The organism is Streptomyces sp. M41 (assembly GCF_043673425.1).
In the GTDB taxonomy this organism is placed as follows: Bacteria; Actinomycetota; Actinomycetes; order Streptomycetales; family Streptomycetaceae; genus Streptomyces.
In genome coordinates this window covers 318,458-335,863 of record NZ_JBIMKE010000003.1, presented here as the reverse complement: position 1 = coordinate 335,863, position 17,406 = coordinate 318,458, and the positions used below count along the sequence as shown (strand labels likewise).

The window sequence follows — 17,406 nt, the reverse complement described above, 5'->3', positions numbered from 1 at the left end:
GCCTCCCTTGGCGTCGCACCGCAAGTCGCGCCCCGCTGGTTCGCGCGTAGCAGGCATACGGACCCCCGCCCTCGCCACGGCGGCCCTCACCTCCGTAGCCCTGCTGTCCCAGTCGGCGAACGCGAGCCCGTCGACGGACGACAAGCCGAGCCTCGAAGAGGTCGAGAAGAAGGTCGACGACCTCTACCGCCAGGCGGAGTCGGCGACCGAGAAGTACAACGCGGCCAAGGACAGGACCGCCAAGCAGCGCAAGAACGTCGACACCCTCCTGGACGCCGTCGCCAAGCGCACCCAGAAGCTCAACGAGGCGCGCGAGGAACTGGGCCGCAACGCCGCCGCCCAGTACCGCACGGGAACCGTGGCCCCCGACACCGCGACCTTCCTCCTCGCGGACACACCGCAGGACTACTTCGACCAGTCCCAACTGATGGGTCGTATGACCGACCGTCAGGAGGAGTCGGTCGACGAATACTTCACCCAGCAGTCCGCGACGATGAAGAAGCGCCAGGAGGCCACCAAAAGCCTCGAAACGCTCACCGAGTCGCAGAACGACCTCCAGACGGCCAAGACGACGGTCCAGAAGAAACTGTCCGACGCCCGCGAACTCCTCTCCAAGCTGACGGCGCAGGAAAAGGCCCACCTCGCCGCGATCGAGAAGCGCAAGCAGCAGGAGGCGGCGCGCAAGGCCGAGGAACTGGCCCGGCAGCAGGCGGAGGCCGAACGTCAGCGCCAGGAGGCCGCCCAGCAGGAAAGCAGCGAGTCGTCGTCCGACTCCAGCGCCTCGGACTCCTCGTACGCCACCAAGGCCGAGAAGACACTCGCCTTCGCCCGCGCCCAGATAGGCAAGCCGTACGTCTGGGGCGCCACCGGCCCCGACTCCTACGACTGCTCCGGCCTCACCCAGGCCGCCTGGAAGGCCGCCGGCGTGGACATCCCCCGCGTCACCTACGACCAGGTCAACGCCGGCACCACCGTCTCCATCGCCAACGCCCAGCCCGGCGACCTGGTCTTCTTCTACGACGACGTCACCCACGTGGGCATCTACATCGGCAACGGCATGATGATCCACGCCCCCAAGCCGGGCACGTACGTCCGCGAGGAGTCGGTCTACTACGACGGCGAGTCGTCGATCCACAGCGTGGTCCGCCCGGCCTGAGGGCGCAGCGGCGTACGGCGGCAAGGAGACGTGCCGGGGGGTGTCCGCCCACAGTGCCGGCGTCAAGAAACAGAACCTCTGATCGCCGCTCGACCGCCGGTCCGAGGATGGACACCCCCGGCACGGCCCCGCCCCACAACTCACCCGCAGGCGCTACGCGCACCCCCACCGAAGAGCCACGGGCCGCCGCAGGCACAGCACCCACCACACCCGGCACCCGGCACCCGGCACCCGGCACCCGGCACCCGGCACAGATACCCACCAACACCACAACCGCAGCCGCACGGGCAACCGCAACCCAAACCCACGCCCCCCGCCCTCACCTCCACCCCCACCCCCACCCCCACCCCAGCCCAATTTCCCCACCCCCGAGCGCGCCCCACCCCCAACCCCCACCCCGCTCCCTAGCATCGCCCCATGCCCGCCACCACCACCCCGACCGCCCCCACATCCCCCTTCCACACCTGGTGGTCGCACCGTCCCCCCACAGCCGGCGCCGCGGTCATGGCCACCGGCATCGTCTCGGTGGCCCTGCACCTCACGGGCTACGAGACCCTGTCCCGCATCACCCTCGCCCTGGCAAGCGCAGCCTGGATCGCACTGGCCGGTGACTTCGCCGCCCGCCTCCTCTGGGACCGCCAGAGGTGGATGCAGGAGGCGGCCACCCCGGCCGCGCTCACCGCCATCGCCGCAACGGCCGTACTGGGCACCCGCTTCAGCACCCTCGGCTGGCAGACCCTCGCCGAGGCCCTCCTGGCCCTGGCGGCCGTGCTCTGGCCCGGCCTGCTCATCGCCGTCGTACGGCACTGGCACCGCGGTATGCCGGGCGCCGTGTTCCTCGGCTGTGTGGCCACGGAGGGCCTGGCCGTGCTGGCCGCGACGCTCGCCGCCACCGGCAACACGGCATGGCTCGCGCACGCGGCCCTCGTGCTGTTCTGGCTCGGCCTGCTGCTCTATGCCGTGGCGCTGACCCGCTTCGAGCCATGGCAGATCGCCCGGGGCGCCGGCGATCACTGGGTGGCCGGCGGCGCCCTCGCCATCTCGGCGCTCGCCGGTTCGAAGCTGATCGCCGCCGACAGCGCCCGTCTGTACCTGTGGAACGACGACGACAGCGGTGTCCTGCACACGGTGACCGTCGCCCTGCTGATCCTCGACCTGGCCTGGTACGTGATCCTGCTCGCCGCCGAGATCGCCTGGCCGAGGCCGCACTACGACGTACGCCGCTGGGCGACCGCGTTCCCCATGGGCATGACCGCGGCGGCGACCCTCTCCGTGGCCGCCGCCGTCGACGTCCCGTGGCTCGAGGCCCCGGGAGAGGTACTGATGTGGATCGCCGTGTCGGCCTGGCTGGCGGTCGCCGTGGGCGCGGTGCGGTCCTACGCCGAGGTCACGTCCACAGGACGGCGATGAAGACGTTCGCCACGGTCAGCAGCCCCACCAGCCCGAACAGGCTCTTGTCGACCTTCTCCTCGTCCCGCTTCACATAGACGAGCCCGAGGATCACGATCAGCAGCGCCAGCTTCACACCGATCTTGATGTTGTCGACGGACTGATCGTCCGCCTGATTGAGGCCGACGAGGATCACCCCGGTGACCAGCATGGTCAGCGCCCCGTGCAGCATCGCGGGGACGAACCGGGCGGCGCCCTGGCCCATCGCCTTCATCTGGGTGAGGAAACCACCGAGCAGCGCGGCGATACCGACGATGTGCAGGCCGACGAAGAGATGGATGAGTACGTCCATGCTGCCGGAGCCTAATCAGCGCGCGACAACCACCCGACACCGCCCCACTCCCGTCCCCCAGGCCCGCCTCACTCCCCGTCACCCAGGCCCGCCCCACTCCCGCCGCCCAGGTCCCCCAGTCCGTCACCCAGGGTTACCCCGGACCGCGGACACCTCCCCGCACCCGGCGCCCGTTCATGCATATATGCGCCCCATAGCACCCCACGGCCCCCGCCCACCCCCGAAAGCCCCACATCGGTCAGCCCGCAGCGCGAACCCGCCACCTCCGCCTCGGAATCACGCTCACTTACGGTCACCCCCGATCCGCTCAGCGCACTTCCGCACAACGCGTTACCGACCCGTCACAGTGAGGTTTAGCGTCCTCCACCAGGTGACCGGCTCCCCACCGCCGCCCGGGCCAGGGGCGGCAGTCGGACACCACCGCCGAGAAAGTCCGGCGGCGACCCGCTCCCCCTGTGTGGGCCGTCGCCGGACGCGTAACCCGCCCCCGGGCGGCCCTGTGCCCGCATCCCCACGCGCCCGTAGGTCCGCCGCTTCCCCCGGGGCGTCATGCGTCCACCGCCCGGCGGACGTACGGGACGAGGCGGTCGTACGAAAGGACGTGCAGTCCACGTGGCAGCGCACCGAAAGCCCCGCCGACGCTCGGCCGGCGGCACTACGGCCCGCACGGCATGGACGATCGCCCTCGCGGGCGCGGCGACGGCGACGGGCTTCGACGGCACCGGACACGCCGAGCCGCAGCTGACGCCGGCGCAGGTCAAGGCGAAGGTGGACAAGCTGTACCAGGAGGCGGAGGTCGCCACCGAGAAGTACAACGGCGCGAAGGAGCAGGCGGACACGGCGCGGCGACGGATCAGGACGCTCCAGGACGAGGCCGCACGGAAGACGGGGAAGCTCAACGCGGCGCGGGACGCACTGGGTTCGATGGCCGCGGCCCAGTACCGCGACGGCGGCCTCGACCCGGCCCTCCAGCTCGCGCTCTCCGACGACCCCGACCGCTATCTGGACGGTGCCGAGTTCGCCGAACGGGCCGGCAACCGTCAGGCGACCTCCGCGGCCGGCGTCCGCAAACAGCTACGCGAGATCGAGCAACTGCGCGGGGCCGCCCGCGTCGAACTGGACTCCCTCAAGTCCCGCCAGTCCGAACTGCGCCGGCACAAGAACACCATCACGGGCAAGCTGGACGCGGCCCGTGACCTGCTCGCCCGACTCACCGCCGAGGAGCGCGCCCAGCTGGGTGCCGACGGCACGGACCGTGCCGCCCGCTCCTCGACCGGCCCCCGGGACACCCTCACGCCTTCCGGCTCCGCCGCCGCACAGGCCCCCAACTCCCGTGCCGCGTCCGCCGTCTCGTACGCCTACTCCAAGCTCGGCAGCCCCTATGTCTGGGGCGCGACCGGCCCGGACGCCTTCGACTGCTCCGGCCTCACCCAGGCCGCCTACCGCTCGGCGGGCCTCTCCCTGCCGCGGACGACCTACGCCCAGATCGACGCCGGCCGCCGCGTCTCCCGCTCCGAACTGCTCCCGGGCGACCTGGTGTTCTTCTACTCCGGTATCAGCCACGTCGGCCTGTACATCGGCAACGGCCGGATGATCCACGCCCCGAACCCCTCGGCGCCGGTCCGGGTGGCACCACTCGACGAGATGCCGTTCGCGGGGGCCACGCGGGTGGCGTGAGCGAGCGCGGCGGCCGACGCCAGGATCAGACGAGACGGCGCGCCGTCGCCCACCGCGTCAGCTCGTGCCGGTTGGACAGCTGGAGCTTCCTCAGGACCGCCGAGACATGGGACTCGACCGTCTTGACGGAGATGAAGAGCTGCTTGGCGATCTCCTTGTACGCATACCCCCGCGCGATCAGCCGCAGAACCTCCCGCTCGCGCTGGGTCAGCCGGTCGAGATCCTCGTCGACCGGCGGCGCGTCCGTCGACGCGAAGGCGTCCAGCACGAATCCGGCGAGGCGGGGCGAGAACACCGCGTCGCCGTCCTGGACCCGGAAGATGGAGTCGACCAGGTCGGTGCCGGTGATCGTCTTCGTCACATATCCCCTGGCGCCGCCCCGGATCACCCCGATCACATCCTCCGCCGCGTCCGAGACGGACAGCGCGAGGAAGCGGACGGGCTGCTCGGCGTCCGCCATCAACGGGGCGCAGCGGCGCAGGACTTCGACCCCGCCGCCACCGGGCAGATGCACGTCGAGGAGGACGACCTCGGGCCTGGTGGCGGTGATGACCGTGACCGCCTGGTCGACGTCGTCGGCCTCCCCGACGACCTCGACGCCGGTCTGCTCGGTGCGGCCGATCTCGGCCTGGACTCCGGTGCGGAACATGCGGTGGTCGTCGACGAGGACCACACGCACATGCCGCTCACCCGCGCTCCCGCCGGTCGGCTCCACGGGCTCGTTCGCCTCGGTCGGCTCGCTCATGACGTGTTCTCCGCCCTCTCCATCTCCAGCTCGACCTCCGTGCCGCCGCCCGGTACCGCCCGCAGCCGGGCCGTACCGCCGTGGCGCTCCATGCGGCCGATGATCGATTCTCTGACGCCCATGCGGTCGGCGGGTATCGAGTCGAGGTCGAAGCCCGGACCGCGGTCCCGGACGGAGACGAAGACGGTCTTCCCCTCCACCTCGGCGTAGACCTGAACGGCGCCGCCCTCGCCACCGTACTTCGCGGCGTTCACCATCGCCTCGCGCGCGGCCTGCATCTGTGCGCCGGTCTTCTCGTCGAGCGGGCAGTCGCCGACCACCACGACCTCTATGGGGACGCCGTGCTTGTCCTCGATCTCGGCGGCGTTGCGCCGGACCGCGTCGGCGAGGTTGGCGGGCTCGTCGGCCTCGTCCTTGCCGGTGCCCTCGGGTTTGTAGAGCCAGGTGCGCAGGTCGCGCTCCTGGGCTCGGGCGAGGCGGCGGACCTCGTTCGCGTTCTCCGCGTTGCGCTGTATCAGGGTCAGGGTGTGCAGCACCGAGTCGTGGACGTGGGCGGCGACCTCGGCGCGCTCCTGGGCCCGGATGCGCATCAGGCGCTCCTCGGACAGGTCCTGGGTCATCCGCACGAGGTAGGGACCCGCGAGGAGCGTTATCCCGACGAGGACCGCCAGGGCCGCCTGGAGGACGGAGCCGAGGTGGGCGGCGGAGCCCTGGAGGACGAAGATGCCGGAGACGCCGGCGGTGACGAGGACGACGCCGGCCGCGGCGCGCAGCAGGGTGAGGGTGCGGCGGCGCCGGCCGACCTCCATCCAGCGGGCCCGGCGGGCGTTGTCCGCCTGGCGCCAGACCAGGGCGACGCCGGCGCCGACGAGGACGGCGGGCAGGAGGTAGGCCCTGGCGCCGTTGCCCAGGTCCACGCTTCCGACGAAGACCATCGCCACGACGACCATGAGGAGCAGCGCGACGATCTGCCCCTTGTCCGGCTTGCGGGCGACGAGTCTGCGACGGCCGTCGGCCGCGGTCTCGGTGGCGAAGGGGGACGGCCGCTGCGCGTCGACACCGCCGACGCCGAGCGGTACGAAGAACCAGAACGCGGCATACAGCAGTGCACCGAGGCCGTCCGCCATGAACAGGCCGACGAACACCAGGCGCACCCAGATGACGGGCAGGCCGAGATGCCCGGCGAGCCCCCGCGCCACGCCCCCGAGCCAGCGTCCGTCACTGCTGCGGTAGAGCTTGCGCGGCGGCCGCGGTGCGGCGAGTGGCGCTGCTGCGGCTTCCGGCATGCCATCGATGTTCACACGACCGGCCCACCGAGGCATCAGGGTCGACCCCCTAGACTCCCCTGATCTTCGGCGCACACCCTCTCGAACGTTTCCCCGCACCGGCCTCAGGGCGGATATCAGGGTCCGACCAGGGTCATTCCGACTCCCCTCACGCCGACCCGCCCGTCACCATGGACACATGACTGATCACCAGCCCGCCGCGGGCTCCGTGCCCGAGCCGGACGGCGTGCCCACCGCGGGCCCCGCGTCCGGCCCGGCACCCGCGAGCGCCGCGGGTGAGGAACCGCGCGCACACCCGGGCGCGGAGACGGAAGCGCCCGCCGAAGCGGGCGTACTCGGCCCGCCCCACAGCTTCCGGCGCGACCGGCGGCACAAGATGCTGGCCGGTGTGTGCGCCGGGCTCGGCCGGCAGTGCGACATGGACCCGGTGATCTTCCGGATCACCCTCGCCGTGCTCTCCGCGACCGGTGGCCTCGGCCTCCTGTTCTACGGCTTCGCCTGGCTCTTCGTCCCCTACGACGACGAGGACGAGAACGAGGTGCGCAAGCTGCTGACCGGCCGCGTGGACGGCCAGGCGCTGACGGCGGTGCTGTTCGCGCTGATCGGCTGCGGCGTGTTCCTGACCTTGCTGAGCAACGGCGGGGTGCTGGCCTTCGGCGTGGTCCTCTCCGTCCTCCTCGCGGGCGCCGGGTACTGGTCACGGCACCGCGGTGCCCCCGACCCGGACCCGCTCGCCGCCCAGGCCGTCGCCGACGCCCCACCGGAGGCCCAGGCACCGCCGGTGCCTGCCGCCTACCCCTCCTGGTGGCGTGACCCGATCGTCAAGGACGGCACGCACGAGGGCGGCACGGGCTATCTGTGGGGGCCTCGCGACTCCCGCGACCGCGACATCGCTGCGGCGGTCAACATCGGCCAGGGCGCCACCTGGAGCAGCCGCGAGGACCTGCGAGCCCGCCGGCCCCCGCCGCCGAAGCCACGTGGCCCGCGATGGATAGGCGGCTGGGTGTTCCTGCTGGCCCTGCTGGCGGGCGCCCTCGGCACCGGCGCGACCTGGGAGGACGACGCCCTGGGCACCAGTCTTCAGACCGGCCTGGCCTGCGCGCTGCTCGTCATCGGCCTGGGCATAGCCGTGAGCGCGTTCCTGGGCCGCACAGGAGCGGGCTCCATATTCCTGGCCGTCATCACCGCGGGCCTCCTGGCCGCCTCGGCGGCGCTGCCCAAGGACATCGGCACCCGCTGGATCGAGCGGACCTGGCAGCCGGCGGCCGTGGCGGACGTACGGCAGCAGTACGACCTCGGCACGGGCGTAGGCACCCTGGACCTGACCGAGGTGCGGTTCACCGGGGACGGGACGGTGACCACGCGCGCCGATGTGGGCGTGGGCCGACTGAAGGTGATCGTCCCCAAGGATGTGACCGTGAAGCTGAGCATCGACGTGGGAGTGGGGGACATCCAGTTGCCGGGCGACGACGAGCGGGACGTGGACGTGGCACCGGGCAAGCACAAGGAGCTGACGCTGACACCGCCCGCGGGCACCAAGGAGGCGGGCACGCTGGACCTCGATCTCAGCGTCGGCGTCGGACAGGCGGAGGTGAGCCGTGCTGCGTCATGAGTTCCAGCCCGGAAGGCTGATGGCCGGCGCCGCGCTGACCGCCACCGGCGCCCTGTTCATCGGCGACGCGGCCGACGCCTGGCATACGCCGTGGTTCGTGGTGATCCCGCTGGTCGTCGGTGGCCTGTGCCTGGCAGGCGCGATCGGCACGGTGGCCCGGGGCATGCGCAGACATCGCACTCCGGCCCGCACGCCACCACCGGCCTCGCACCACCCGCACGAACCCCGCTGACCGGGGAGCGCGCTCACGCCCGGCACCCGTAGCCCCACCGGCTGGAGCTAGCGGTAGTCCCCCGCCCGCTGCCGTCGCCGGTAGTGGAGTGCGGCGTCGACGGACAACATGGGGGCGCCCGCCAGCACCAGAGGCAGCCAAGCCATCAGATAAGCCAGGTCATTGCCGTAGTAGTAAGGATCGGAGGCCCAGCTCACGGTCAGCCACAGACTGAGCGAGATGAGCGCACCGCCCAGCGCCGCCAAACGGGCGAACAGCCCGATGAGGGTGCCGATACCGACGGCGAGCTCGCCGAAGGCGATGGCATAGCCGAAGGCGACAGGGTTCTCCAGCGACATGTCCACCAGCGCCGGAATGGCCGCGGAGTCCCGGACGGCACGCATCATGTCGCCGATCGAGCCCGAACCGGCGTCCTTCATGAAGGCGCTGTCGGTGAGTTTGTCCAGGCCGGCGTAGATGAAGGTGACGCCGAGAAAGATGCGCAGCGGAAGCAGGGCGTATCGGGAGGCGGTGTCCCGCCAGCCCCGGCCGGGACCGGGATGCGGGATGTGCGTGTCCGTGTGCATACCGTGAGTCATCGCCCGTAGCCGCCTCTCGCCCGCCGTGCCGTGACCCCTCGAAAAACGATACGTACGCAGTGGCTGCGCCGCTCAACAGTTGAGAGTTGTATTGTCCAACCGGCCCAAGCGGAGGAGAACCCCCGTGCGAGCGCCGGATCTCCGCAACCAGCGAGCCGGTCGCCGGCGGCAGGACGTGCCTCTCCGGCCGTGCGGGCGGAGGGACTGTCACTCGGTCACATCGATCGCGTACCCGTTCGTCTCCACGCCCGCCGCGGTGACCACCCGCACCTCCATCCGCCCCGACTCCACATCCGCCGGCACCGGCACCTTCAGTACCGCATCCGTCGGGTTGCTGAACCCTCCGGCCACCGGCACCAGCGGCACATGCACATGCACCGCCCCGATCCGCACCACCAGCCGCGACAACCGGTCCGCCCCCTGCGCCCCGGGCGGCACGAATCCGGCTCCCCGGATCTCGATGTCCTCCCCGGTTCGGATCGGCGCGTCCAGATCCCCCGCCTCGCGCGCCCGCACCACCGAGAGGATCACCGGCCGGCCGCCCTCCGCGTACTTCCCGGCCAGATATGTCGCCGCCGAGACAAGTACCACCACCGCCAGTCCCCACGGCAGGTCGGGCAGCTGATCCGGTCGCCGCCCCAACCGCACCGCCGCGAACAGCAAGGCGACCCCGCCGATCACGACGTACTGGATGTCCGCGAACGTCCCCCGGCCCGAGTCGTCCGTCAGCAGATCCGCCGCGCGAGGGCGGTCCGCCCGTACCTTCTGCAACCGCTGCCCGAGCACCCGCACCCCGACCACCCGCCGCACCAGCACGGCGATCCCGCACACCACCGCGAGTACGGTCACCACGCCGGCGGCCCGCCCCAGTTCGAGCCCGGCGATCAGCGCGTCGCGCTCCTCGTGCCCGGACGCCGCCGCCAGCCGGCCCACCAGCACGAGTACGGCGTACACCACGAACAGCACCCAGGCCCCGGCCACCGCGCGCGATGTGGAGAGCCGGTTGTCCTCACCGATGACCGGTGCCAGCACGCCACCGCGCGCCCGGTGGAACCACGACGCCGCGGTCAACGCACCGGCCGTCACCAGCGCCGCCAGCAGCCCGGCCGTACGGGCCGCCGTCCACCCGGCCCCGATCGCCGTGAACGCCTGCACCAGCAGCAGCGCCACGACCAGGATCCAGACCACGGTCGCCGTACGCCACCACAGCCGTGCCAGCCATGCCGCGCCCTCGGCCCGTCCGCGGTCGGCGACCAGTTCCGCCGACTGCGTCAACTCCTCGGAGACCCACTGCCGGGAGGCGGAGGCCGAGTGGGCGACGGCGGCCGGAAGTCCCTGTCCGGCCGCGAATTCGTCCCGTTTCTGCAGGAATGCGGCGACAGCCCGCCGATGCCCCGCACGCGCCCCGTGCGGACAGTCCCCACAGGTGCAGCCGCCCCCGTGCGCGCCCGTCACCGCGCTGCCCCGCCCAGCCTCCTGCACCGCCACGCCCGACGCCCGCCTTCCCGATGCCTCACGACCCACCGACCACGATCCGCTGACCAAACCCACTGACCAGAACCGACTGACCAGAACCCACTGATCCGAGCCTCGGCGACCCAACTACCCGGACTCCCGAAGCCCCGGAGCCCCAATGGCCTCAAGGCCTTATAGCCCGCCGGCCCCGCGCCCGGCAGCCCCATCTCAGATATCGGCCACCCAGGATTTCGGTCACCGCACAGGCGGCCCACAACTCCCCTGCGACGAGAGGGGATTGTGCCGTATCGCACCCGCCTCCCGGTCGGCGGGCCCGGGAGGGGCGAGTGATGAGGAATCCACCGTGTTGACCCGGCTGCGAGAATTTCCCCATGGCCGAGATCATCCAGCGCGACGGGACCTGGGCCTTCGACGGCACGACGGTCCGGATCACGCCGGGACTCCACCGCTCCGTGCCACTGTTCCGGCAGACCTACGGGGAGATCGCCGTCCCCCTCGAGGCGGTCGCGAGCATCGTCTTCGAAACCGAACGCAGGCGCGGGCGGCTGCGCATGCGTCTGCGCGAGGGCGCCGACCCGCTGCTCCAGGCGACCGGCGGCCGGCTCCCGGACGCGGCGAATCCGTACCGGCTGGCGGTGGACACCGACCGTGCGGGGGTCGCCGAGTATGTCGCCGAGGAGATCCGCCAGGCACTGCTGCTGGACCAGATCCCCACGGAGCCGACCAAGACCTATCTGCTCCCGGGCCCGCCGGTCCCCGTCTCCGTCCGCTCCTCCGACGGCACCGTCTCGTTCGACGGCACGCGGATTCGGATCGACTGGTCCGAGACCTCCGACCGGATCAAACGGGCGACCGGCCCGCGCATCATCGGTATCGGCGACCTCGTCCAGGTCGAGTGGCTGCCCAACACGTCCTACGAGGACGGCTTCCTGCGCTTCGTGACCCGCGAGACGGTGTTCTCCGAACTGCCCGCGGAAAAGGACCCGTACGCCCTGGACCTGTGGGGCAGCGCCCGTCGTGATCTGCTCACGGCCCTGGTCGCCACGGCAGTCACCGCCCGTCTGCCGCACCCGTCCAGCCGCCCCGCCGTGAACGGCGCCGACCGCCCCCGGCTCGCGGCAACCGTGCCGCCCCCGGCCGACCACCACGACGTACTCCTGCGCAGACTGCGGGAGTTGGGCGAACTGCATCGCGACGGGGTCCTCACGGACGAGGAGTTCGCGATGACGAAGGCGGTGGTACTACGCGGTTTCTGACGTCGGTGACCCCGCTCAGCTCAGCAGATCCGGTTCGCTCCGGCTGACGTCCTGCCACAGCGGCTGGTAGTTGATCCAGGCCACCAGGTCACCGCCCAGCTGCTCCCGGGTGGCCACCGCCTGCCGATGCTCGATGAGCACCGGGCGACCCGCGGCCCTGGCGCTCAGCTGGACCTGGCAGGACCGTTCCATCGACAGGAACCACCAGGCGGCGGCGTCCACCGAGTCGCCGACGGTCAGTAGGCCGTGGTTGCGCAGCACGAGCGCTTTGTGCGAGCCGAGGGCGCTCGCGATCCGGCGGCCCTCCTGGGCGTCGACGGCCACGCCCGAGTAGGCGTCGTAGAGCGCGTGGTCCTCGTAGAAGGCGTAGCTCTCCTGTGTGATCGGGTCGAGCAGCTCGGCCAGCGCCGCCAGCGCCCGCCCGTGCACCGAGTGGCAGTGGGCTACGGCGACGACGTCGGGGCGGGCGGCGTGGACCTGGGAGTGCACGGTGAACGCCGCCTGGTTCACGTGGTAGCGGCCGTCGATCACCTGGCCGTCGGAGTTGGCCAGCACCAGGTCGCTCACGGTGACATGCCGGAACGGCATCCCGAAGGGGTTCACCCAGAAGCAGTCGCTGAACTCGGGATCCCGGGCGGTGATGTGCCCCGAGACGCCGTCCTCGAAGCCGAGCCGCCCGAAGATCCGCAGCGCGCCGGCGAGCCGTTCCTTGCGGTGCCGGCGTTCGTCCTCGAGCGACTCGTGCATCGGCGGCATGGCGAACTGGAGCCGGTCGGTGGGCAGGGGCGAGGGCGGAGTGGAGCCCAGGGGCGTCCCGTGCATGCGTCGTCCTCCAGCACTGGCTTGCTTACGGGGCGGAAGTTACCGGCGGTCAGCGCAGGAGAACAGAGCAGTTCTGTAAAGATGCGGCGCGAAGACGCCGACCGTGGACCACTCGGCGCCCGCATGGCCGCATACCCGACAGCAGATGTCGGGTATCGGCGCGACACTCACCGTATGACAGCGAACTGGGCAACCTTCGCCGAGGCGGAACCCGACCTCGCCCGCACCGTCGAGGACCGCTTCGGCGGCTTCACCCACCACATTCTCGCCACCCTCCGCAAGGACGGCTCCCCGCGCACCACCGGTCTGGAGGTGCGCTTCCTCGACGGCGAGCTGTGGCTCGGCATGATGCCGAACTCCCTCAAGGCACTCGACCTGCGCCGAGACCCCCGCTTCGCGCTCCAGGCGAACCCCGGCGAGGGCACCACGATGGGCGGCGGGGACGTCCGGATCAGCGGGCGGGCGGTCGAGGTCGAGGACTTGGAGACGAAGAAGGCGTACACGAAAGAGGTGGAACCGCCGGAGCCGTTCCACCTCTTTCGCACCGAGCTGACGGAGGTCGTGCGGACCTACGTCGAGGACGACACCTACCTGGTCGTCCAGGTCTGGCAGCCCGGAGCGCCGGTGCGCACGCTCAAGCGGACCTGACGGGCGGGACTACTCCCACTCGATGGTGCCCGGCGGCTTGCTGGTCACGTCGAGGACGACGCGGTTGACGTCCCGCACCTCGTTGGTGATCCGGGTGGAGATCCGCGACAGGACGTCGTACGGCAGTCGTGACCAGTCGGCGGTCATCGCGTCCTCGGAGGAGACGGGCCGCAGGACGATCGGGTGGCCGTAGGTCCGGCCGTCGCCCTGGACGCCGACGCTGCGGACGTCCGCGAGCAGGACCACCGGGCACTGCCAGATCTCGCGGTCGAGGCCGGCGGCCGTGAGCTCCTCGCGGGCGATGGCGTCGGCCTCGCGCAGGAGGTCGAGACGCTCCTTGGTCACCTCGCCGACGATGCGGATGCCGAGGCCGGGGCCCGGGAACGGCTGGCGCTGGACGATCTCCTCGGGCAGGCCGAGCTCCTGGCCGACCATCCGGACCTCGTCCTTGAACAGCTTGCGCAGCGGTTCGATCAGCTTGAACTCGAGGTCCTCGGGGAGGCCGCCGACGTTGTGGTGGGACTTGATGTTGGCGGTGCCGGTGCCGCCGCCGGACTCGACGACGTCCGGGTAGAGGGTGCCCTGGACGAGGAACTCCACCGCCGGGCCCTCGTCCGCAATGATCTCCGCCTGGGCCTGCTCGAAGACCCGGATGAACTCACGGCCGATGATCTTCCGCTTCTCCTCGGGGTCGGAGACCCCGGCGAGCGCCTTGAGGAACCGCTCCTCGGCGTCCACGACCTTCAGCTGTACGCCGGTCGCGGCCACGAAGTCCTTCTCGACCTGCTCGGTCTCGCCCTTGCGCATCAGGCCGTGATCGACGTACACGCAGGTCAGCTGGGCTCCGATGGCCTTCTGGACCAGCGCGGCGGCCACGGCGGAGTCCACACCGCCGGACAGACCGCAGATGGCGCGCTTGTCGCCGACCTGCTCGCGGATGGCCGCGACCTGCTCCTCGATGACGTTGCCGGTGGTCCAGTCGGGCTTCAGGCCCGCGCCCCGGTACAGGAAGTGCTCCAGCACCTGCTGGCCGTGCGTGGAGTGCATGACCTCGGGGTGGTACTGGACGCCGTACAGCTTCTTCTCGTCGTTCTCGAAGGCGGCGACCGGGACGACGTCGGTGGAGGCCGTCACGGAGAAGCCCTCGGGGGCGGCGGAGCAGGCGTCGCCGTGCGACATCCACACATGCTGCTCGGCCGGGGTGCCTTCGAAGAGGGTGGAGGAGGTCTTCGACACGTGCAGATCGGTACGGCCGTACTCGCGGGCGCCGGTGTTGTCGACGGTGCCGCCGAGGACCTGTGCCATCAGCTGGAAGCCGTAGCACATGCCGAAGACGGGGACGCCGGCCTCGAACAGCGCGCGGTCGAGGCGGGGGGCGCCCTCCTCGTACACGGACGAGGGGCCGCCGGAGAGGATGATCGCCGCCGGGTTCTTGGCGAGCATCTCGTCGACCGGCATGGTGCTCGGCACGATCTCGCTGTAGACCCGGGCCTCGCGGACGCGACGGGCGATGAGCTGGGCGTACTGCGCACCGAAGTCGACGACCAGGACGGTGTCGGGGGCGGGGGCGGCAGCGGGAGTCGCTGGTGACACGGGAGCCTTCCGGCGGTGGGGCGGGGTCTCTGTGCTGGCCAATTCTACCGGGGTGACCGGGAGGGGCCTCCCGTCGCGGGAGGAGAGCCCCGTCTCATCATGCGAACCGGCTTGGACCCGGTTCGCCGCCCCGGCATACTGGGCGCATGCTCACGCACTCGACCTTCGTCTTTACCTATGGCACCCGGCCCGCCGGCTGCCATGGTCGTGCCGCTTGAGCTACTGACAAGCGACTTCCCAGGCGCCCCGGGCCGACAAGGCCCGGGGCGCCTGTCGTTCTTCCGGGTCCTGTCGCTCCGGGGCACCTCCCCCATCCACGAGGAGCTCCGCAATGACCGCCATCGACGTGACCGGCGCCCGTACCACCGAGGCCGCGGACGTGATCACGGGTGCCCGTGAACGCATCGACGCCCTGGACGACCGGATCATCGGGCTGATCCAGGAACGCATGGCGGTGTCGGCCGTCATCCAGGAGGCCCGAATCAACTCCGGCGGCCGTCGGGTGAACCTCTCCCGCGAGATGGAGGTCCTCAGCCACTACAGCGAGGCCCTGGGCAAGCCCGGCACGGCGCTCGCCATGACGCTGCTCGAACTGTGCCGCGGTCGCATCTGAGTTCGGGCCTCCTCTCACCCGTACGGAGCGTGACGCCGCCCGGCCCGCTTCGTTGGTACCGGTGTCCGTGCCAGCCAGGGGCGGGCCCGAAAGAACCACGCGTGGCTCTCTGGAGCGATGAGGCGTCACGGATCATGCCGTGCGCCGTGGGACCTCGCTCCAGGCAAGTGACCGGACGGCAGGGGACAGCAGCCCGGTCACTCAAGAGAAGGTCGGCTCCGGGGACGCCCGGGGCCGACCGGCAAAACCATGACAAGACGTACGTAGCGCGAGAAGGTGTACAAGGCGGGGTCAAGCGGTTGCGGTGGCCGCGTCCGTCCAGCACGATGCGTAGAAAGCACCGAGTCCCGCCAGTCAAGTCCCGCCCTGGACCCCCGCATTGCCGGGACCCGGAAGCTCACAGACCAGCGGCGCAATCCCCCGGCGCCGCTTCCCAGGCACCGACGCTGCCCTGACGTCGGTGCTGACGAAAGAAGGGCCCCGCGGCACCTGCGCCTGCGGGGCCCTTCTCATGCGCGGGGTGAGCGGGCCGCGCCGAAGCGGGATGCGCCGGCCGAGCTACGGCCGATCGAGCTACGGCCGATCGAGGGACTTCTCAGCACCGCCGCGCCGGCGGAGTCCGGAGCCAGGAGCGGCATCCATGTGATGCAGCCCACATAAGTAATCCGTTAGTGAATGCACAACCATTCACAGCTGTCACTGATCAAACCCTGCGAACCAAGGGCCACACCCGCGCCCCACACGCGGAGGCCTCCCTACGCGTGTTGCGGACGTCGCAGCACTCCGGACTTTCCGAGGTCTTCATGAAGCTTCGCCGTGCACTGGCTGCCGCAGCCACGACGGCTGTCATAGCTCCGATCGCGCTGCTGTCGGCGCCGTCGGCGTTCGCCACGGACGAGAGCACCGCGCCGACGACGGCGGAGAGCTCGCCGGCCGCCGACGAGACGACGGCCCCGGCCGAGGACGAGACCACCGCCCCGGTCGAGGACGAGACCACCGCTCCCACCGACGAGGAGACCACCCCGGGTGACGACACCCCGGGTGACGACACCCCGGGCGACGACGAGACCGCGCCCGAGGACGACGAGACCACGCCGACCGACGACGAGACGACCCCGGGCGAGGAGGAGAGCAGCCCCGCCGCCTCGCCGTCGCCGAGCGCGAGCGAGAGCGCCCCCGAGGAGGTCGACTTCTGCGAGGACGCCGAGAACGAGGCGGTCGGCCTCAGCGATGAGCTGCGCAGCGGTCTGTCGGGCCTGCCCGAGACGATCGTCGCCGGCAGCGGCTGGACCAACTTCTCGTTCAACGTCTCCAACTCCGGCGACCAGGACATCAAGAACATCAAGCCGCTCATCGGCGTCGCCGCGTTCGGCTGGGACGAGCAGGACTACTCCGGCCGGATCACGGTCCAGGTCTTCAACAAGGACGCGGGTTCCTGGCAGACGCTCGCCGACGCCGCCGGGGAAGGCGCGACGTTCACCGCGTTCTCGCTCGGCGCCGGTGAGTCGACCTCGTTCCAGCTGCGGCTGAGCGTCAGCGGCAAGGTGCCCGACGCCATCGGCATCACCGGTGGCTTCGCGCAGTACTCGGACGGGGACGGCTGCTGGATGGCCGACGACCCGAACGGCTGGGTCTACTACTTCGACATCCTCGCCGCGGGCTCCGACCCGGGTAACCCGGGTGACGCCGAGCCGCAGACCGGTGGCAGCAAGCCGATCTCCGACGTCAACGAGGTCGACGTCGACGGCGAGCTCGCCCACACCGGTTCCGACTCGAACCTCCCGGTCCTCGGGACCATCGGCGGTATCGCCATCGTCGCCGGTGCCGGTGTCGTGTTCGCCATGAAGCGCCGCAAGGTGGGTGCGGAGGCGTAAGCCTCGCCAAAAGCTCTACGCAAGACGGAGAAGGACCTGCGCTCGGAGGGGGGTGCAGGTCCTTCTCTCTGTCTCTCTGTCCGGGGGCGGCCGGGCG

15 protein-coding genes and 1 pseudogene are annotated in these 17,406 nt (G+C 71.0%); 9 read left to right on the top strand and 7 right to left on the bottom strand.

Annotated features, from left to right (window positions below; translation table 11 throughout):
• The first annotated feature begins 7 nt into the window (after positions 1 to 7).
• Together ACHBTE_RS05990 and ACHBTE_RS05985 are read left to right on the top strand one after the other, a co-directional pair.
• Positions 8 to 1,156, top strand: coding sequence for an NlpC/P60 family protein (locus ACHBTE_RS05990; protein ID WP_394722324.1), 1,149 nt, complete (start codon positions 8 to 10; stop codon positions 1,154 to 1,156).
• A gap of 417 nt (positions 1,157 to 1,573) precedes the next feature.
• Entirely contained in the window at positions 1,574 to 2,566 is a 993-nt protein-coding gene (locus ACHBTE_RS05985) for a tellurite resistance/C4-dicarboxylate transporter family protein (RefSeq protein ID WP_394722322.1), read from the top strand.
• On the opposite strand, the gene ACHBTE_RS05980 is transcribed toward ACHBTE_RS05985, so the two are convergent.
• Positions 2,544 to 2,897 carry a hypothetical protein gene (locus ACHBTE_RS05980; protein ID WP_394722321.1) on the bottom strand — a complete coding sequence of 118 codons (354 nt, stop codon included), beginning with the start codon at positions 2,895 to 2,897 and terminating at the stop codon, positions 2,544 to 2,546. The two genes, ACHBTE_RS05985 and ACHBTE_RS05980, sit on opposite strands and share 23 nt — an antisense overlap.
• A gap of 612 nt (positions 2,898 to 3,509) precedes the next feature.
• Between ACHBTE_RS05980 and ACHBTE_RS05975 the strand changes: the two genes are divergently transcribed.
• Entirely contained in the window at positions 3,510 to 4,574 is a 1,065-nt protein-coding gene (locus ACHBTE_RS05975) for an NlpC/P60 family protein (RefSeq protein ID WP_394722320.1), read from the top strand.
• A 25-nt stretch (positions 4,575 to 4,599) separates the two neighbouring features.
• Here the strand turns inward: ACHBTE_RS05975 and ACHBTE_RS05970 are convergent, their stop codons facing one another.
• Positions 4,600 to 5,319, bottom strand: coding sequence for a LuxR C-terminal-related transcriptional regulator (locus ACHBTE_RS05970; RefSeq protein ID WP_394722319.1), 720 nt, complete (start codon positions 5,317 to 5,319; stop codon positions 4,600 to 4,602).
• A complete protein-coding gene (locus ACHBTE_RS05965) occupies positions 5,316 to 6,641 on the bottom strand; it encodes a PspC domain-containing protein (protein WP_394722317.1) in 1,326 nt (441 codons plus the stop codon). Before ACHBTE_RS05965 ends, ACHBTE_RS05970 begins: the two co-directional genes overlap by 4 nt.
• A gap of 142 nt (positions 6,642 to 6,783) precedes the next feature.
• Here ACHBTE_RS05965 and ACHBTE_RS05960 point away from each other — a divergent pair, with 142 nt between their 5' ends.
• A complete protein-coding gene (locus tag ACHBTE_RS05960; protein ID WP_394722316.1) occupies positions 6,784 to 8,217 on the top strand; it encodes a PspC domain-containing protein in 1,434 nt (477 codons plus the stop codon).
• Complete coding sequence (locus ACHBTE_RS05955; RefSeq protein ID WP_394722315.1) at positions 8,204 to 8,449, top strand: hypothetical protein; 246 nt, start codon at positions 8,204 to 8,206, stop codon at positions 8,447 to 8,449. Before ACHBTE_RS05960 ends, ACHBTE_RS05955 begins: the two co-directional genes overlap by 14 nt.
• Positions 8,450 to 8,496: 47 nt before the next feature.
• On the opposite strand, the gene ACHBTE_RS05950 is transcribed toward ACHBTE_RS05955, so the two are convergent.
• Positions 8,497 to 9,027, bottom strand: a complete 531-nt coding sequence (locus ACHBTE_RS05950; RefSeq protein ID WP_394722314.1) for a DoxX family protein — start codon at positions 9,025 to 9,027, stop codon at positions 8,497 to 8,499.
• A 207-nt stretch (positions 9,028 to 9,234) separates the two neighbouring features.
• Entirely contained in the window at positions 9,235 to 10,515 is a 1,281-nt protein-coding gene (locus tag ACHBTE_RS05945) for a hypothetical protein (protein ID WP_394722313.1), read from the bottom strand.
• A gap of 359 nt (positions 10,516 to 10,874) precedes the next feature.
• On the opposite strand from ACHBTE_RS05945, the gene ACHBTE_RS05940 reads away from it, so the two are divergent.
• On the top strand, positions 10,875 to 11,759 hold the full coding sequence (locus ACHBTE_RS05940) for a DUF4429 domain-containing protein (RefSeq protein WP_394722311.1): 885 nt from the start codon (positions 10,875 to 10,877) through the stop codon (positions 11,757 to 11,759).
• Positions 11,760 to 11,774: 15 nt separating this feature from the next.
• Here ACHBTE_RS05940 and ACHBTE_RS05935 read toward each other — a convergent pair whose 3' ends face one another.
• Positions 11,775 to 12,581 carry a class II aldolase/adducin family protein gene (locus ACHBTE_RS05935; protein WP_394722310.1) on the bottom strand — a complete coding sequence of 269 codons (807 nt, stop codon included), beginning with the start codon at positions 12,579 to 12,581 and terminating at the stop codon, positions 11,775 to 11,777.
• A gap of 174 nt (positions 12,582 to 12,755) precedes the next feature.
• Between ACHBTE_RS05935 and ACHBTE_RS05930 the strand changes: the two genes are divergently transcribed.
• The gene (locus ACHBTE_RS05930; protein ID WP_394722309.1) at positions 12,756 to 13,229 is read left to right on the top strand and encodes a pyridoxamine 5'-phosphate oxidase family protein; all 474 of its coding nucleotides are present in this window, start codon (positions 12,756 to 12,758) and stop codon (positions 13,227 to 13,229) included.
• A 9-nt stretch (positions 13,230 to 13,238) separates the two neighbouring features.
• On the opposite strand, the gene guaA is transcribed toward ACHBTE_RS05930, so the two are convergent.
• Positions 13,239 to 14,822, bottom strand: a complete 1,584-nt coding sequence (gene guaA / locus ACHBTE_RS05925; RefSeq protein WP_394722307.1) for a glutamine-hydrolyzing GMP synthase — start codon at positions 14,820 to 14,822, stop codon at positions 13,239 to 13,241.
• Positions 14,823 to 15,144: 322 nt separating this feature from the next.
• Between guaA and ACHBTE_RS05920 the strand changes: the two are divergent.
• Both ACHBTE_RS05920 and ACHBTE_RS05915 read left to right on the top strand, forming a co-directional pair.
• Positions 15,145 to 15,435 (top strand): annotated as a pseudogene (locus ACHBTE_RS05920) (chorismate mutase); the annotation flags it as partial.
• A gap of 803 nt (positions 15,436 to 16,238) precedes the next feature.
• Complete coding sequence (locus tag ACHBTE_RS05915; RefSeq protein WP_394722306.1) at positions 16,239 to 17,309, top strand: LPXTG cell wall anchor domain-containing protein; 1,071 nt, start codon at positions 16,239 to 16,241, stop codon at positions 17,307 to 17,309.
• Positions 17,310 to 17,406: the final 97 nt, after the last annotated feature.

Coding starts and splice junctions, on each gene's coding strand:
- ACHBTE_RS05985 (WP_394722322.1), top strand. CDS start 1,574: ATGCCCGCCACCACCACCCCGACCGCCCCCACATCCCCCTTCCACACC.
- ACHBTE_RS05980 (WP_394722321.1), bottom strand. CDS start 2,897: ATGGACGTACTCATCCATCTCTTCGTCGGCCTGCACATCGTCGGTATC.
- ACHBTE_RS05970 (WP_394722319.1), bottom strand. CDS start 5,319: ATGAGCGAGCCGACCGAGGCGAACGAGCCCGTGGAGCCGACCGGCGGG.
- ACHBTE_RS05965 (WP_394722317.1), bottom strand. CDS start 6,641: ATGCCTCGGTGGGCCGGTCGTGTGAACATCGATGGCATGCCGGAAGCC.
- ACHBTE_RS05960 (WP_394722316.1), top strand. CDS start 6,784: ATGACTGATCACCAGCCCGCCGCGGGCTCCGTGCCCGAGCCGGACGGC.
- ACHBTE_RS05950 (WP_394722314.1), bottom strand. CDS start 9,027: ATGACTCACGGTATGCACACGGACACGCACATCCCGCATCCCGGTCCC.
- ACHBTE_RS05940 (WP_394722311.1), top strand. CDS start 10,875: ATGGCCGAGATCATCCAGCGCGACGGGACCTGGGCCTTCGACGGCACG.
- ACHBTE_RS05935 (WP_394722310.1), bottom strand. CDS start 12,581: ATGCACGGGACGCCCCTGGGCTCCACTCCGCCCTCGCCCCTGCCCACC.
- ACHBTE_RS05930 (WP_394722309.1), top strand. CDS start 12,756: ATGACAGCGAACTGGGCAACCTTCGCCGAGGCGGAACCCGACCTCGCC.
- ACHBTE_RS05915 (WP_394722306.1), top strand. CDS start 16,239: ATGAAGCTTCGCCGTGCACTGGCTGCCGCAGCCACGACGGCTGTCATA.